This is a genomic window from Prauserella rugosa (assembly GCF_000719975.1).
Taxonomy (GTDB): domain Bacteria; phylum Actinomycetota; class Actinomycetes; order Mycobacteriales; family Pseudonocardiaceae; genus Prauserella; species Prauserella rugosa.
Genome location: NZ_JOIJ01000015.1, coordinates 71,339 through 86,647 on the forward strand (window position 1 = coordinate 71,339; position 15,309 = coordinate 86,647).

The 15,309-nt window shown below is 70.0% G+C and carries 12 protein-coding genes; 9 read left to right on the forward strand and 3 right to left on the reverse strand.

The window, feature by feature from the left end:
• Positions 1 to 130 precede the first annotated feature (130 nt).
• The 7 genes from IF64_RS0119180 (at position 131) to mmsB (ending at position 8,192) form a co-directional block, all read left to right on the forward strand.
• Positions 131 to 775 (forward strand): class I SAM-dependent methyltransferase, encoded by a 645-nt coding sequence (locus IF64_RS0119180; protein WP_030533531.1) that lies wholly within the window; start codon positions 131 to 133, stop codon positions 773 to 775.
• A gap of 257 nt (positions 776 to 1,032) precedes the next feature.
• Complete coding sequence (locus IF64_RS0119185) at positions 1,033 to 2,190, forward strand: mandelate racemase/muconate lactonizing enzyme family protein (protein ID WP_030533532.1); 1,158 nt, start codon at positions 1,033 to 1,035, stop codon at positions 2,188 to 2,190.
• Positions 2,187 to 3,206, forward strand: coding sequence for a zinc-dependent alcohol dehydrogenase (locus IF64_RS0119190; protein WP_030533533.1), 1,020 nt, complete (start codon positions 2,187 to 2,189; stop codon positions 3,204 to 3,206). The genes IF64_RS0119185 and IF64_RS0119190 overlap by 4 nt, the downstream gene beginning before the upstream one ends.
• Positions 3,207 to 3,230: 24 nt before the next feature.
• A complete protein-coding gene (locus IF64_RS0119195; RefSeq protein ID WP_030533534.1) occupies positions 3,231 to 4,208 on the forward strand; it encodes a hypothetical protein in 978 nt (325 codons plus the stop codon).
• Between the two features lie 2 nt (positions 4,209 to 4,210).
• Entirely contained in the window at positions 4,211 to 5,341 is a 1,131-nt protein-coding gene (chvE, locus tag IF64_RS0119200) for a multiple monosaccharide ABC transporter substrate-binding protein (protein WP_030533535.1), read from the forward strand.
• Positions 5,338 to 6,951: a multiple monosaccharide ABC transporter ATP-binding protein gene (gene mmsA, locus IF64_RS0119205; protein WP_051757995.1), complete on the forward strand. Its 1,614-nt coding sequence runs from the start codon at positions 5,338 to 5,340 to the stop codon at positions 6,949 to 6,951. The genes chvE and mmsA overlap by 4 nt, the downstream gene beginning before the upstream one ends.
• The gene (mmsB, locus tag IF64_RS0119210) at positions 6,948 to 8,192 is read left to right on the forward strand and encodes a multiple monosaccharide ABC transporter permease (RefSeq protein ID WP_030533537.1); all 1,245 of its coding nucleotides are present in this window, start codon (positions 6,948 to 6,950) and stop codon (positions 8,190 to 8,192) included. Before mmsA ends, mmsB begins: the two co-directional genes overlap by 4 nt.
• Before the next feature lie 77 nt (positions 8,193 to 8,269).
• On the opposite strand, the gene IF64_RS0119215 is transcribed toward mmsB, so the two are convergent.
• From IF64_RS0119215 to IF64_RS0119225, 3 genes are all read right to left on the reverse strand, one after another.
• Entirely contained in the window at positions 8,270 to 9,121 is an 852-nt protein-coding gene (locus tag IF64_RS0119215) for an SMP-30/gluconolactonase/LRE family protein (RefSeq protein WP_030533538.1), read from the reverse strand.
• Positions 9,118 to 9,891 (reverse strand): IclR family transcriptional regulator, encoded by a 774-nt coding sequence (locus IF64_RS0119220; RefSeq protein WP_030533539.1) that lies wholly within the window; start codon positions 9,889 to 9,891, stop codon positions 9,118 to 9,120. Before IF64_RS0119220 ends, IF64_RS0119215 begins: the two co-directional genes overlap by 4 nt.
• Positions 9,892 to 10,169: 278 nt before the next feature.
• Positions 10,170 to 10,847: an MBL fold metallo-hydrolase gene (locus tag IF64_RS0119225; RefSeq protein WP_030533540.1), complete on the reverse strand. Its 678-nt coding sequence runs from the start codon at positions 10,845 to 10,847 to the stop codon at positions 10,170 to 10,172.
• 113 nt (positions 10,848 to 10,960) lie between these two features.
• On the opposite strand from IF64_RS0119225, the gene IF64_RS0119230 reads away from it, so the two are divergent.
• Positions 10,961 to 12,274, forward strand: a complete 1,314-nt coding sequence (locus tag IF64_RS0119230) for an acyltransferase family protein (RefSeq protein ID WP_246134733.1) — start codon at positions 10,961 to 10,963, stop codon at positions 12,272 to 12,274.
• 172 nt (positions 12,275 to 12,446) lie between these two features.
• Positions 12,447 to 15,305 (forward strand): excinuclease ABC subunit UvrA, encoded by a 2,859-nt coding sequence (gene uvrA / locus IF64_RS0119240; protein ID WP_030533541.1) that lies wholly within the window; start codon positions 12,447 to 12,449, stop codon positions 15,303 to 15,305.
• Positions 15,306 to 15,309: the final 4 nt, after the last annotated feature.

Here is a 15,309-nt window from a genome sequence, read left to right on the forward strand (position 1 = left end):
TTCCCACGTGACCGAGGTTCCCACTTGACTTCGAGTGCGCTCGAGGGACGAGGCTCGTGCGCAGTGGAGATCGACGGGCGGTCTCCCGGCGCCGGCACAGAACCGGCACAGACGCCACGGAGGGCTTGCCATGAGCGAGGGGACCATCGCGCGGGACAACTTCGACCGCGCCTACGTCGACGGCACGGCGGGCTGGGTGATCGACGGTGCCCAACCCGCCGTCGAGGCGCTGGAACGGGACGGGCGGATCCACGGCACGGTGCTCGACGCCGGGTGCGGCGCGGGCGAGCACACGATCCTGCTCGCCGAGCGCGGATACGAGGTGCTCGGCGTCGACTTCGCCGACCGGGCCGTCGAGCTGGCGCGCCGCAACGCCGCGCAGCGGGGCGTCGCCGCACGGTTCGAGGTCGCCGACGTGTTCGCGCTGGGGACGGCCCACGAGGGTGCGTTCGACACCGTCGTGGACAGCGCCCTGTTCCACGTGTTCGGTGAGGACGACCAGCGGCGCTACGCCGACGTGCTGCACCGGGCCACCCGGCCGGGCGCGACGGTGCACGTGCTCGTCCTGGCCGACACCGGTGAGCCGGGGTTCGGACCGCGTATCCGCGACACCGCGATCCGGTCGGCGTTCGGCGCCGGATGGGACATCGCGGCGTTGGAGGCCTCGCGCTACCGCGCCGTGGCGACGGTTCCCGAGCACGCCGAGGGGCTCGGTGTCGCGGTCGGGGACACCGTCGAGCTTCCGGCGTGGTTGGCGCGGATCCACCGCCGCTGAGCCGATCGTCGCGCCGGTGCGGGGGTCGGCGCGGAGCGGGGCGTACCGAGGGCTGGTGCCGTCGGTACGCCCCGCTCCTGTGTTGGGGCCCTGTTTCTTGGGGTCTGCTGTGGGGCCGGGTGCGTGGGGGACGTGCGGCACGGTCTATGCCGCGGATATCGCCGGAACAGTCCATTGACACCCGGATGGGTGACTAATAGGTTTGGCCTGCATTTCGAACGACGTCCGAAATCTCGAACACACGCTGGGGTGTGCTTGTGAAGATCACCGGAATCAGTACGCATGTCGTCGGGACGCCGTGGCGCAACTTGACCTACGTGCTCGTCCACACCGATGACGGCCTCACGGGCGTCGGTGAGACGCGCATGCTGGGCCACACCGAGGCGCTGCTCGGCTACCTGCGCGAGGCCGAGGTCAACCACATCGCGGGGTCCGATCCGTTCGCGATCGAGGACCTGGTGCGTCGCATGAAGTACGGCGACTACGGCAGAGCGGGCGAGATCGTGATGTCCGGCATCGCCTGTATCGAGATGGCGTGCTGGGACATCAAGGGCAAGGCGCTCGGCGTGCCGGTCTGGCAGTTGCTGGGCGGCAAGGTCACCGACCGGGTCAAGGCCTACGCCAACGGCTGGTACACCACCGAGCGCACGCCCGAGTCGTACCACGCCGCCGCGCGCACCGTCGTCGAACGCGGGTACCGCGCGCTCAAGATCGACCCGTTCGGCACCGGCTATTTCGAACTCGACCACGACGCGACCACCTACGCCGTCTCGCTCATCGAAGCGGTGCGCGACGCGATCGGCGACGAGTGCGAGCTCATGCTCGAGATGCACGGCCGATTCAGTCCCGCGACCGCGGTGCGACTGGCGAAGGAACTCGCGCCGTACAAGCCGGCGTGGATCGAGGAGCCCGTCCCGCCGGAGAACCTGAAGGCGCTGGAGAAGGTCGCGAGCAAAGTGGACGCGCCGATCGCGACCGGTGAGCGGATCCACGACCGCATCGAGTTCCGCGAACTGTTCGACTCGCAGGCCGTCGACATCCTGCAGCCGGACGTGGGCCACATCGGAGGCATCGCCGAGACGCGCAAGCTCGCGGCCACGGCCGAGACCCACTACATGCTCGTCGCGCCGCACAACGTCGGCGGGTCGGTGCTGACGGCGGCCTCCCTGCAGCTCGCCGGCTGCACGCCGAACTTCAAGATCCTCGAGCACTTCAACGACTTCGCCGACGCGCAGATCAAGCACGTCGTGAAGGGCGCTCCGCAGGTCGTCGATGGCTACTTCGCCCTCCCCGACGAACCGGGTCTCGGCGTCGAGCTCGACACCGACGCGGCGGCGGAGTTCCCGCAGCAGCGGGCGCACTTCGACCTGTGGGCCGAGGGGTGGGAGAAGCGCGATCCGACGGGATCGGCGTGAACCCCGGGGTCGCGGTGGTCGTCGACGAGCCGGGCAGCGCCCGACTGGCCGACACCGCGCCCCGAGCGCCCGGCCGCGGCGAGGTGCTCGTCCGTGTCCACGCATGCGGACTGTGCGGCAGCGACCGGGAGCTGTTCGCGGGCACCCGTCCCGCGGAGTACGTGCGGTACCCGGTGACCCCCGGCCACGAGTGGGCCGGGGTGGTGGAGGCGGTCGGCGACGACGCCGACCCCTCGCTGGCCGGCCGGAAGGTCGTCGGCGAGGGATTCCGCAACTGCCAGACGTGCGCGCGGTGCCGGGATGGTGACCCGACGCTCTGCACGGCCGGTTACGACGAGACCGGCTTCACCCGCCCTGGCGCCATGGCCGACACGCTGACCCTGCCCGCCCGGTTGCTGCACGTGCTGCCCGACGACGCGGATCTGCACGCGGCCGCGCTGTTGGAGCCCGCGGCGTGCGGTGCCGCGGCGGTGCTGGCGGCGCAGGTGCAGCCGGGCGACCGGGTCGCGGTCGTCGGCGACGGAGCGCTCGGGCTGACGGCACTGCAACTGCTGGCCGCGTCCTCACCGGCGGAGCTGCTCGTGATCGGCGGTGGTACCGAACGGGCCGCGGTGGCACGGGAGCTGGGCGCCGATTCCTTCCGTACCAAAGACGAACCGGTCGACGACGTGGCCGGCCGCATGGACGTGGTCGTCGAGACGGCGGGTGCGTCGGCGTCCGCCCGCACGTCGGCGGAGTTGCTGCGCCGCGGCGGCAGGCTCGTGCTCACCGGCATCCCGCCGGAGGGCGCGGCGGGACTCGACCCGACCGACCTCGTGGTCCGCAGGCTCGACGTGCGCACCGTGTTCGGTGCCCCGCCGCGCGCGTGGTCGCACGCCGTGCGCGCGTTCGCGCTCGGTCTGCTTCGGACGGAACCACTGATCACCCACCGCAGACCGCTGGCGGAGTTCGCCGACGCGATCGCGCTCGTCGGCTCCGGCGACCCGGCGGTCGGCAAGGTCCTGCTGATCCCCTGAATCCCGCCCACGGGAAGGAGTCCCATGACAGCACCGGATCGATCCCAACCGCCGCGGCGGCCGGGTGCGGCGGCACTCGACCTCGTCGGACTCGGAGCGCCCGAGCCCGACCCGGCACACGGATCGCCGCACACGTTCCCCGACGGAGGGACGTGGCGTACCGAGATCCCGTCGGTCGAAGGTCCCGAGGCGCTGGCCACCGTGCTCAAGGAGGCGACCCGGCTCGACGTGCCCATTCACCGCATCAGCCAGGGCAGCGGTGTATGGATGCTGACCGACGCCGAGATCACCGAGATGGTCGAGGCGTGCGCCGAACGGGACGTCGAACTGTGCCTGTTCACCGGTCCCCGCGGAACCTGGGACATCGGGGCGGCCACCCGCACCCCGTCGGGAGGCGGCGGACTGCGGGCCCGCGGGCACGCCTCGGTGGCCGGCTGCGTGGAGGACGCACTGCGTGCCGCCGAACTCGGCGTGCGGTGTCTGCTCGTCGCCGACGAGGGTGTGCTGTGGACACTGCACCGGCTGCGCACGCTCGGCACGTTGCCCGCCGACCTGACGTTCAAGGTCTCGGCCCTCGTCGGGCCGGTGAACCCGGCGGCGTACGCGGTGTGGGAGGGCCTGGGCGCCGACTCGGTGAACATCCCCTCCGACCTCGGTCTCGACCAGTTGACCGAGATCCGCCGGGTCTCGCGCGCGCCGATGGACCTGTATCTGGAGGCCCCCGACGACCTCGGCGGCTACGTGCGCATGTACGACGCGCACGAGTTCATCCGCCGCGGCGCTCCGCTGTACCTGAAGTTCGGTCTCAGCAAGGCGCCCGGCATCTACCCCTACGGCGCGCATCTGCGCGACGTGACCCTCGATACCGCTCGTGAGCGTGTCCGCCGTGGCCGGCTCGCGCTCGACCTGCTCGCCCGCCACGGTGCCGACGGCGGCATGTCGCCCCTCGGCTCCAGGGACCCGGGCGCGCTCGAGCGGTTCCCCGTGCCCGAAAGGAGTTGATCATGCGCATACGCGTGAGGCGCGGCGGTCGCAGCGTGGCGACCGTCGTGTCCGCCACCGCGGCGGCCGTCGCGCTCGTCGCGACACTGGCCGCCTGTGGTCAGGAGGCCCGCGGTGGCAGCCGCTACCAACCGGAGGGCGGCAAGGGGTCGACCGTCGGACTGGCCATGCCGACGAAGTCGTCCGAACGCTGGATCGCCGACGGCCAGAACATGGCCGAGGAGTTCGAGAAGGCGGGGTACGAAACCGATCTGCAGTACGGCGACGACAAGGTCGAGAACCAGATCGCCCAGATCGAGAACATGATCACCAAGGGCTACGAACTGCTCGTCGTGGCCGCCATCGACGGCTCGGCGCTGACGACCGTCCTGCAGCGGGCCGAGGACGCGGGTACCCACGTGATCGCCTACGACCGCCTCATCATGGGCACCGAATACGTCGACGGGTACGCCTCGTTCGACAACGAACGGGTCGGCCAGCTCCAGGGCCAGTACATCGTGGACGCACTCGAACTCGAGGACAATCCGAACGAGACGTTCACCATCGAACTGTTCGCGGGCTCCCCGGACGACAACAACACCCAGTTCTTCTGGAACGGCGCCATGAAGGTGCTCAAGCCGTATCTGGACAGCGGGCAGCTCGAAGTCCGCAGTGGACAGACACGGATGAACCAGGCGACGACGCTGCGGTGGGACGGCGGAACCGCGCAGAAGCGCATGGACGACCTGATCAGCCGCTACTACGGCAACACCGAGCTCGACGCGGTGCTCTCGCCCTACGACGGCATCTCCATCGGCGTCATCTCGGCGCTGAAGAGCTCCGGCTACGGCGGGGCCGACCAGCCCTACCCCGTGGTGACCGGCCAGGACGCCGAACTGGCCTCGGTCAAGTCGATCGTCGCGGGCCAGCAGACCCAAACGGTCTTCAAGGACACCCGCAAGCTCGCCGACCAGGCCGTGCAGATGGGCGATGCGCTGCTGACGCAGGGTGAGCCGGAGTTCAACAACCGGACCGATTACGACAACGGAGCGAAGGTCGTGCCCGCCTACCTGCTCGACCCGGTCAGCATCGACAAGTCCAACACGGACGTCCTCGTCGAGGAGGGCTACTACAAGGCGGGGCAGATCGAATGACCGCGGCCGGCAGGGACACATCGGCGCCCGCGGTCGACGCGGCCGCACCGGTGCTGGAGATGCGCGGGATCACGAAGACGTTCCCCGGGGTGAAAGCTCTGTCCGGAGTGGACCTCATCGTCGGCGCGGGGGAGATCCACGCCGTCTGCGGCGAGAACGGCGCGGGCAAGTCGACCCTGATGAAGGTCCTCAGTGGAGTGCACCCGCACGGCAGTTACGAAGGGGAGATCCGGTTCGACGGTGAGTCCGTCGCGTTCCGCGACATCGCCGAGAGCGAGCGCCGCGGCATCGTGATCATCCACCAGGAGCTGGCGCTCGTGCCCGAACTGTCGGTGGCCGAGAACATCTTCCTCGGCAACGAGCAGGCCTCCCGCGGCATCATCAGCTGGGGTGCCACGCTGCGCGATGCGGCACGGCTCATGCGGCGCGTGGGACTTCCCGACAGCCCCGGGACGAGGGTGGCCGAACTCGGGGTGGGCCGCCAGCAGCTCGTCGAGATCGCCAAGGCGCTCTCGAAGGAGGTGAAGCTGCTCATCCTCGACGAGCCGACGGCCGCGCTGAACGACGAGGACAGCCGCAACCTCCTGCAGCTCATCCTCGACCTGCGCGACCAGGGCATCGCGTGCATCGTCATCTCGCACAAGCTGGAGGAGATCCGGCGGATCGCCGACTCGGTCACGATCCTGCGCGACGGCCGCAGCGTCGAGACGTTGCGCGTGCGCGAGACACCCGACGCCGAGCCGGAACTATCGGAGGACCGGATCATCCGGGGCATGGTGGGCCGCGACCTCAGCAGCCGTTTCCCGGAACGCCGCGAGTACCAGGGCCCGGACGCGGGTGAGGTCGCGTTCGAGGTGTCCGGGTGGACCGTGCGCCATCCGGTCGAGCCGCGCAAGGTCGTCGACGACGTGTCGTTGACCGTCCGCCGCGGCGAGATCGTCGGCATCGCCGGACTGATGGGTGCGGGCAGGACCGAACTGGCGATGAACGTGTTCGGCCGCAGCTACGGCGTCTACGAGGGCGGAACCGTGGCGGTGAACGGGACACCGGTGCGCACGCGGACGGTGCCCGAGGCGATCGGCCACGGCATCGCCTATGTCACCGAGGACCGCAAGACCTTCGGGCTCAACCTCATCGACACGGTGCACCGCAACATCTCGCTGACCTCGCTGCCGTCCATGACGCGGGGGGTCGCCGTCGACGAGCACAAGGAGCAGCAGGTCGCCGAGCGCTACCGGAAGTCGATGAACATCAAGACACCCACGGTGTTCGAACCGGTCGAGCGGCTCAGCGGCGGCAACCAGCAGAAGGTCGTGCTGAGCAGGTGGATCCACGCCGGACCGGAGGTGCTGATCCTCGACGAGCCGACGCGCGGCATCGACGTCGGCTCGAAGTTCGAGATCTACACCGTCATCGAGGAACTGGCCGCGCAAGGCAAAGCCGTGCTGTTCATCTCCTCGGAACTGCCCGAACTGCTCGGGATGTGCGACCGGATCTACACGATGGCCGCGGGACGGCTGACCGGCGAGGTCGACCGGGACGAGGCCACGCAGGAAGTACTCATGCGGTACATGACCGCCACGGACACCGAACCGAAGGTCCTCACATGACCACGACAGAAGATCGCACTCCCGACGCGCCGTCACCGGACCATCTGCCACCCGCGCAGCAGTCCACGGGCGCGATCCTGCTCGACGTCGCGCGCAACAACGTCCGCCAGTACGGCATGCTCATCGCGTTGGCGCTGATCGTCCTGCTGTTCCAGATCTGGACCGACGGGACGCTGCTGCTGCCCAGCAACGTGTCCAATCTGGTCCAGCAGAACAGCTACATCCTGATCCTCGCCATCGGCATGATGGTGGTCATCATCGCCGGGCACATCGACCTGTCGGTCGGCTCCCTCGCGGCGTTCGTCGGGGCGATAGCGGCCGTGATGATGGTGAACTACAACCTGCCGTGGGGCGTGGCACTCGTGCTCTCGCTCGTGATCGGCGCGGTCGCGGGCGCCTGGCAGGGATTCTGGATCGCCTACGTCGGCATCCCGTCGTTCATCGTGACCCTCGCCGGCATGCTGCTGTTCCGCGGCGCGACGCAGATCGTCCTCGAAGGACAGTCGGTCGCCCCGTTCCCGCAGGGATTCCAGCAGATCGCGCAGGGGTTCATTCCCGAGATGGGCCCGTACACGCAGTACCACAACCCCACGCTCGTGCTGGGGTTGCTCGCGGTCGTAGCGCTGCTGGTGCAGCAGTGGCGGGACCGCAGGCGTCAGCTTGCGCACCAACTCGACGTGCTGCCGTTCCGGCTCTTCGTGGCCAAGTGCGTCGCCATGGCGGCCGCGATCGTGGTCGTCACGCTGACGCTGGCGAGCTACCACGGCGTGCCGGTCGTGCTGCTGATCCTGTGCGCACTGGTGATCGTGCTCGGCTACGTGATGCGCAACGCCGTCATCGGCAGGCACGTCTACGCCCTCGGCGGCAACAAGGCGGCCGCCAAGCTCTCGGGTGTCCGGGACAAACGCGTCACGTTCCTCGTGTTCGTCAACATGGGAGTGCTGGCCGCGCTGGCCGGTTGCGTGTACGCGGCGCGCCTCAACGCCGCCACCCCACAGGCCGGGCTCATGTTCGAACTCGAGGCGATCGCGGCCGCGTTCATCGGCGGCGCCTCGATGCGCGGCGGTGTCGGCACCGTCGTGGGTGCCGTGATCGGTGGCCTCGTCCTGGGCGTGCTGAACAACGGCATGTCCCTCGTCGGCATCGGCACCGACGCCCAGCAGGTGATCAAGGGCCTGGTGCTGTTGGCCGCCGTCGGCTTCGACGTGTGGAACAAGCGCAGGGCCGCAACGACCACCTAGACGACCACCTAGAGGGAAGGTCACCCGGGGTCCGCCCGGCCGCTGGGCCGGATCCCACCACGCCGGGCGGGCCCGGCTCACCCCGCGAACGCGGGTTGGGCCAGGCCCGTTCCCGCGCCGGGCAGGACGAACACCGACCCGGCGTCCGGGTGCGGCGTGTCCTGGCCGACCCGCGCGGTCGTGACGTACAGATCCGACAGTGCCGAGCCGGCGAAGGCGCACGCCGTCGGATGGCTCACCGGGAGTGCGACCGTGCGGTCGAGGCGGCCGTCGGGGGTGTAGCGCCGGACGGCGCCGCCTGCCCAGAGCGCGACCCACACGCACCCGTCGGCGTCGACGCACAGCCCGTCGGGAAACCCCGCCCCCTCCTCGAGCACGGCGAGGGGACGGCGCCCGCTCACCGACCCGTCGTCGTGGGCGTCGAAGACGTCGATCCGCCGGGTGGGAGTGTCGATGTAGTACATCAGCCGCCCGTCGGGACTCCATCCGGTGCCGTTGCTCACCGTCACCCGCGGCAGCACGGTGGCCGAGGACCCGTCCGGGCCGAACCTGGTCAGCGTGCCGCCTCCTGGTGCCTCGTCGTAGCGCATCGTGCCGACCCACAACGCGCCGTCCGGTGCCACGGCGGCGTCGTTGCCGCGCCGCCCCTCGACGGGCTCGTGGTGCAGCCACCGGAACGCTCCCGCGCCGTCGTAGACGCCGACCCCGTCGCGCAGGTTGACGACCAGACCCCGGCCGTCGGTGCGCGGTTTGGCCGCACCCACGTGCTGCCCGGTGTCGGTCGTGGACGTCGCCCCGCTCGCCGGGTCGAACGTGTGCACGCGGGAGGAGAGGATGTCGACCCACAGCAGGCGCCGCGTCGCGGGATCCCACGTGGGGCCCTCGCCGAGCTGTGCCGTCGCGGCGACGGCGATCTCCGGGCCCCTCACGGCCTGCCCCGGTGGCCGAGACGCGCCGACAGGTCCGCCGCGCCCTTCAGCGCGAGCTGTTCGAGTTCCGGGGTGCGGGCTGCGTCCCACCGGACGGTGGGCACGGAGATGCTGAGCGCCGCGACGACCGCGCCCGAGGCGTCCCGCACGGGCGCGGCCACGCAGTGCACGTCCGGATTGGACTCGCGTTCCTCGACGGCGATGCCGCGCTCCCGGATCTCGGCCAGGTGCGTGCGCAGGTCGGTGGGGGAGGTGATGCTGGCGGCCGTCATCGCGGGCAGGGCCGCGTCGACGGGAATGCGCTCGTCGAGGACCTCCCCCGGCAGCATCGCCAACAACATCTTGCCCACCGCGGTGCAGTGGGCGGGCAGCTTGCGGCCCGCGGCCGACACCATGCGCACCGCGTGGGTGCTGTCGACCTTGGCGATGTAGATGACGTCGGCGTCCTCGAGGATCGCCACGTGCACCGTCTCGTCGCACGTCTGCGCCACGTCGGCGGCGACCTGCCTGCCCTCGGCGGCCAGGTCCAGCTGCTCGGCGTAGCGGCTGCCGAGTTGGTACGTGCGTACCCCGAGGCGGTAACCGCCCGCCTGTTCGGGCGCCGGGACCAGGTAACCACGCGCGGTCAGCGTGCTCACCAGCTCGTGGACGGTGGTGCGCGGCAGGCCGAGTCGTCTGGTCATCTCGGGCGGCGACAGCACGGCGTCGGCGTCGAGGAACAGTTCGAGTATGTCCAGCGCTCTCGCGACGGCGGGCACCTGACGTCCCATGGTCTTCCCATCACCCCGTTCCGTGCGGTACCGCAGCGCCTGTTCGAGACCGCAACCTGTTCGACACCGCTGCCTGTTCGACACCGCAGCTTGTTCGACACCGCAAACGGCTGTCGAAATACCGAACACAGCCTACGAGGTGAACCCGGTCCACGACCAGAGCGCGCGGCGAAAACCCGGCGCTGCCGACCACCGTGGCCCGCCACGTCGGTACACGCACGAAGGCCCGCCACAGTGTGTGACGGGCCTTCGTATGACGGGTATTCGTGCGACGGTCTTCACCAGCCGCGTTCGCGCCACTCCGGCACCTTGGGGCGTTCGGCACCCAGGGTCGAGTCGTCCCCGTGCCCGGGGTAGAACCATGTCTCGTCCGGCAGCACCGCGAACACGCGCTGCTCCACGTCGTCGAGCAGCGACGTGAACTCCTCCTGCGAGTTCGTCTTGCCGATGCCGCCGGGGAACAACGAGTCGCCGGTGAACAGGTGCGGGGTGCCCGCCGGGTCGCGGTAGAGCAGCGCGATCGATCCGGGCGTGTGCCCGCGCAGGTGGATGACCTCGAGCGTGCACTCACCGACCGACAGGGTGTCGCCGTGTTCGACGAGGTGGTCGGGCGGCACGGGAAGCGGGTCGGCGTCGGCGGGGTGCGCGGCGGTGTAGGAGCCGTTGGCGCCCGCCACCGCGCCCAGCGCCTGCCAGTGGTCGGGGTGCTGGTGGGTCGTCACCACCGTGCGCAGTGCGGGACGGTCGTCGGAGTGCCCGATCAGGTCGGAGATGCGCTCCGGGTCGGCCGCGGCGTCGACGAGCAGCGCCTCGTTGGTCGCCCTGCACACCAGCAGGTAGGCGTTGTTGTCCATCGGGCCGACCGACAGCTTCGTGATGGTCAGGTGCTCCAGCGTGCGGCGGGCCGCATCGCCGCCCGGCTCGACGTGACCGGTGTAGTCCTCGGAGACGTTCACGCCGCCCACCGTATTACGTGACCGCTGTGTGATGTCAGGGGTGGCGGCCGTTAAGGTCCGTGACTCGGATCGCCGCAAACCGGGCGATCGCGGCAGGCGACAGGGGGACGCGCGTGGCAGCGACAACGGGGGCGGCGCGTGCGCCGGGCCGGAGGGCCGGGACGTCGAACCGCAAGATGAGCTGGGACGTCATCCGCGTCCTGGCGATCACGTTCGTCGTGGCGGGCCACGTCACCGCCGGTGCGGAGGCGATGCCCGACATCGAGCCGTACCCCGGCACGCTGCGCCTGCCGTTCGGCACCTTCACGCTGCTGGTCCTGTCCGGTTACTTCATGGGCCCGACGCTGCGCAAGCTCAGTGCCGGGCGGTGGTTCCAGGCCCGGTTGGCGCGCATCCTGCCCGCCTACGTCGTGGCGATGCTGGCGACGTTCCTGGTCCTGCGGATCGTCGTGCCGATCTTCAACGACGGCGAGGAAGGCCCGTGGTACCTGCCGGGCGTGGGCGACCTCGTGCGCAACCTGCTGCTGGTGCACGAGTGGACCGGTAACATGCACCGGCGCATCGACGCCTCCTACTGGACCCTGCCGGTGCAGGTGGCCGCGTTCGCCGGGGCCGCGCTGGTCGCGTGGTTCTGGTGGCGCAGGCGGCCCCGCCGGGTGCGGCCCGCCGTCGTGGTGTGGGGCGTGCTCGGCGTCGCGGCCGCCAGCCCGGTGCTCAGCGGGATCACGCAGGTCGTGCCGACAGCCACCGGTCTGTACTACGCGCACCTGTTCGCCGCCGGTACGGCGATCTGGCTGTGGTCCGAGCGGCGGCTCGCGGGGCCCAACCTCACGGCGATCCTGCTCGTCGTCCTCGGCCTGCAGATCTTCCGCTCGAGCGAACCGCGACTGGTGATCGTCGCCTGCCTCGGCGTGATGCTCGGGCTCATGTGCCTGGCCGCGCGCGGCCCCGACTGGGACCGCGTGCTCGGCGTACTGCGCAGGCCGATCTCGTGGCTGGCGGGGATCAGCTTCGGGATCTACCTGGTGCACCAGAAGCTCGGCTACGTCGTGGCGCGCGTGCTGACGGGCATGGAGGTCGAGCCGTGGTGGCTCCGGCTCGGCGTCGTGCTGACCGTGATCGTGCTGGCGGCGTGGGCGCTGACCGTGTTCGTCGAACGGCCCGCGCACCGGCTGCTGGCACCCGCACGCCCCTCGAGAAGTCCGCAGAGCTCTCGGCCCGACGCCCCGGGACCGGACGCCCCCGCACCGGACACGACCGAGGCCGCCGAGTCCCCTGCGCCCGCCGAGCCCGCCGAGCCCGCCGAGCCCGCCGAGCCCGCCGAGCCCGCCGAGCCCGCCGAGTCCGCTGCACCCGCCGAGGCCCCTGTGCCCGCCGAGCCTGTCGACCCCGCTCAGCCCGTGAAGGGCGCTCCGACCAGGGCGTGAACCCCGGTCCCGGACGGCGGGCGGCATTTCTGTCGGGGGTGCGACCTAGCATGGTGGTCGGCGGGTATGCGCATGCGACCGTGCGTGCCTCCCGTCCCACACACGACCTCGCTTCACGCGGCCCGGGCCCTCCGGCCCGCACCGCGCTGCACCAGTGAAGGGACCATCGCCGGTGGCTGACCGTCTTGTAATCCGCGGCGCCCGCGAGCACAACCTGCGCGGCATCGACATCGACCTGCCGCGCGACAGCCTCATCGTGTTCACGGGGCTGTCCGGGTCGGGGAAGTCGAGCCTGGCGTTCGACACGATCTTCGCGGAGGGCCAGCGGCGCTACGTGGAATCGCTGTCGGCGTACGCGCGGCAGTTCCTCGGCCAGATGGACAAGCCGGACGTGGACTTCATCGAAGGCCTCTCACCCGCCGTGTCGATCGACCAGAAGTCGACCTCGCGGAACCCGCGGTCCACCGTCGGCACGATCACCGAGGTCTACGACTACCTGCGGCTGCTGTACGCCCGCGCGGGCAAGCCCCACTGCCCGCAGTGCGGGGCGCCGATCAGCAAACAGACGCCCCAGCAGATCGTCGACCAGGTGCTTGACATGGAGGCCGACGTGCGCTTCCAGGTCCTGGCTCCGGTGGTGCGCGGCCGCAAGGGCGAGTACGTCGACCTGTTCTCCAACCTCCAACAGCAGGGCTACGCGCGGGCGCGCGTCGACGGCACGGTCCACTCGCTGACCGATCCGCCGAAGCTGAAGAAGCAGGAGAAGCACGACATCGGCGTCGTGGTCGACCGGCTCAAGGTCAAGCCGAGCGCCAAGCAGCGGCTCACCGACTCGATCGAGACGGCGCTGCGGCTCGCCGACGGGCTCGTCGAGCTCGAGTTCGTCGACCTGCCCGAGGACGATCCACATCGCATCCGCGGCTTCTCCGAGAACCTGGCCTGCCCGAACGGGCATGCGCTGGCCGTCGAGGATCTCGAGCCCCGTTCGTTCTCCTTCAACTCGCCCTACGGCGCCTGCCCGGACTGCACCGGCATCGGCGTCCGCAAGGAGGTCGACCTGGAGCTGATCGTCCCGGACGAGGACCTGTCGCTGGCCGACGGCGCCATCCAGCCGTGGAGCGGAGGGCAGAGCGCCGACTACTTCGAGCGGTTGCTGACGTCGCTGTCGGAGGCGATGGGCTTCCGGATGGACACGCCGTGGCGCAAGCTCCCCGCCAAGGTCCAGAAGGCGGTGCTCTACGGCGTCGACGAACAGGTCCACGTCCAGTACCGCAACCGCTACGGCAGGCGGCGGTCGTACTACGCGAACTTCGAGGGCGTCATCCCGTTCCTGGAGCGCAGGCACGAGCAGACCGAGTCGGAGCACACGCGCGAACGCTACGAGGGCTACATGCGCGAGGTGCCGTGCCCGGTGTGTCAGGGCACCCGGCTCAAGCCGGAGATCCTCGCCGTCACCCTCGAACACGGCGAGCACGGCGAGCGGTCGATCGCCGACGTGTGTGCGCTGTCGGTGGCCGAGGCCTCCGAGTTCCTCGACGGCCTCGTGCTCGGGGAGCGGCAGGCCATGATCGCCGGTGCCGTGCTGAAGGAGATCCAGGCGCGGTTGCACTTCCTGCTCGACGTCGGACTCGACTACCTCTCGCTCGACCGTGCCGCAGGCACGCTCTCCGGAGGGGAGGCGCAGCGCATCCGGCTGGCCACGCAGATCGGCTCCGGACTGGTCGGTGTGCTGTACGTGCTCGACGAGCCGTCCATCGGTCTGCACCAGCGGGACAACCAGCGGCTGATCGACACCCTCAGCAGGCTGCGCGACCTCGGCAACACGCTGATCGTCGTCGAACACGACGAGGACACGATCAAGGCCAGCGACTGGGTGGTCGACATCGGTCCCGGCGCAGGCGAACACGGCGGCCAGGTGGTCCACAGCGGGCCGTACTCGAAGCTGCTGAAGAGCAAGAAGTCCATGACGGGCGACTATCTGGCGGGCCGCAAGGAGATCCCGGTGCCGCAGATCCGCCGCCCGGTGAACAAGAAGAAGCAGCTGACGGTGGTCGGTGCGCGCGAGAACAACCTGCGCGGCATCGACGTGTCGTTCCCGCTCGGCACCCTCATCTCCGTCACCGGCGTGTCGGGTTCGGGCAAGTCGACGCTCGTCAACGACATCCTGGCCACCGTCCTGGCGAACAAGCTCAACAGCGCGCGCCAGGTTCCCGGCAGGCACACCCGCGTCAACGGGCTGTCCAACGTGGACAAACTGGTGCGGGTCGACCAGTCGCCCATCGGCCGCACGCCGCGGTCCAACCCCGCCACCTACACCGGCGTGTGGGACCGGCTGCGCAAGCTGTTCGCCGAGACCACCGAGGCGAAGGTCCGCGGCTACCAGGCAGGCCGGTTCTCCTTCAACGTCAAGGGCGGCCGCTGCGAGGCGTGTGCCGGCGACGGCACGCTCAAGATCGAGATGAACTTCCTGCCCGACGTCTACGTGCCCTGCGAGGTGTGCAAGGGCGCGCGGTACAACCGCGAGACGCTCGAGGTGCACTACAAGGGCAAGACGGTCGCCGAGGTTCTCGACATGCCGATCGAGGAGGCGGCGGAGTTCTTCGAGCCGATCAAGCCGATCCACCGGTACCTGTCGACCCTCGTCGACGTCGGCCTCGGTTACGTGCGCCTCGGCCAGCCCGCGCCGACGTTGTCGGGCGGCGAGGCCCAGCGGGTCAAACTCGCCAGCGAACTGCAGAAGCGTTCCACCGGCCAGACGGTCTACATCCTCGACGAGCCGACGACCGGCCTGCACTTCGAGGACATCCGGCGGCTGCTCGACGTCGTGCAGGGCCTGGTCGACAAGGGCAACACGGTGATCGTCATCGAGCACAACCTCGACGTGATCAAGACGTCCGACTGGATCATCGACATGGGCCCCGAAGGCGGCAGCGGCGGGGGAACGGTCGTGGCCGAAGGCACCCCGGAGGACGTCGCGGCCAACCCGGACAGCTACACCGGCCGGTTCCTCAAGTCCTACCTGGACGGCTGAGGGG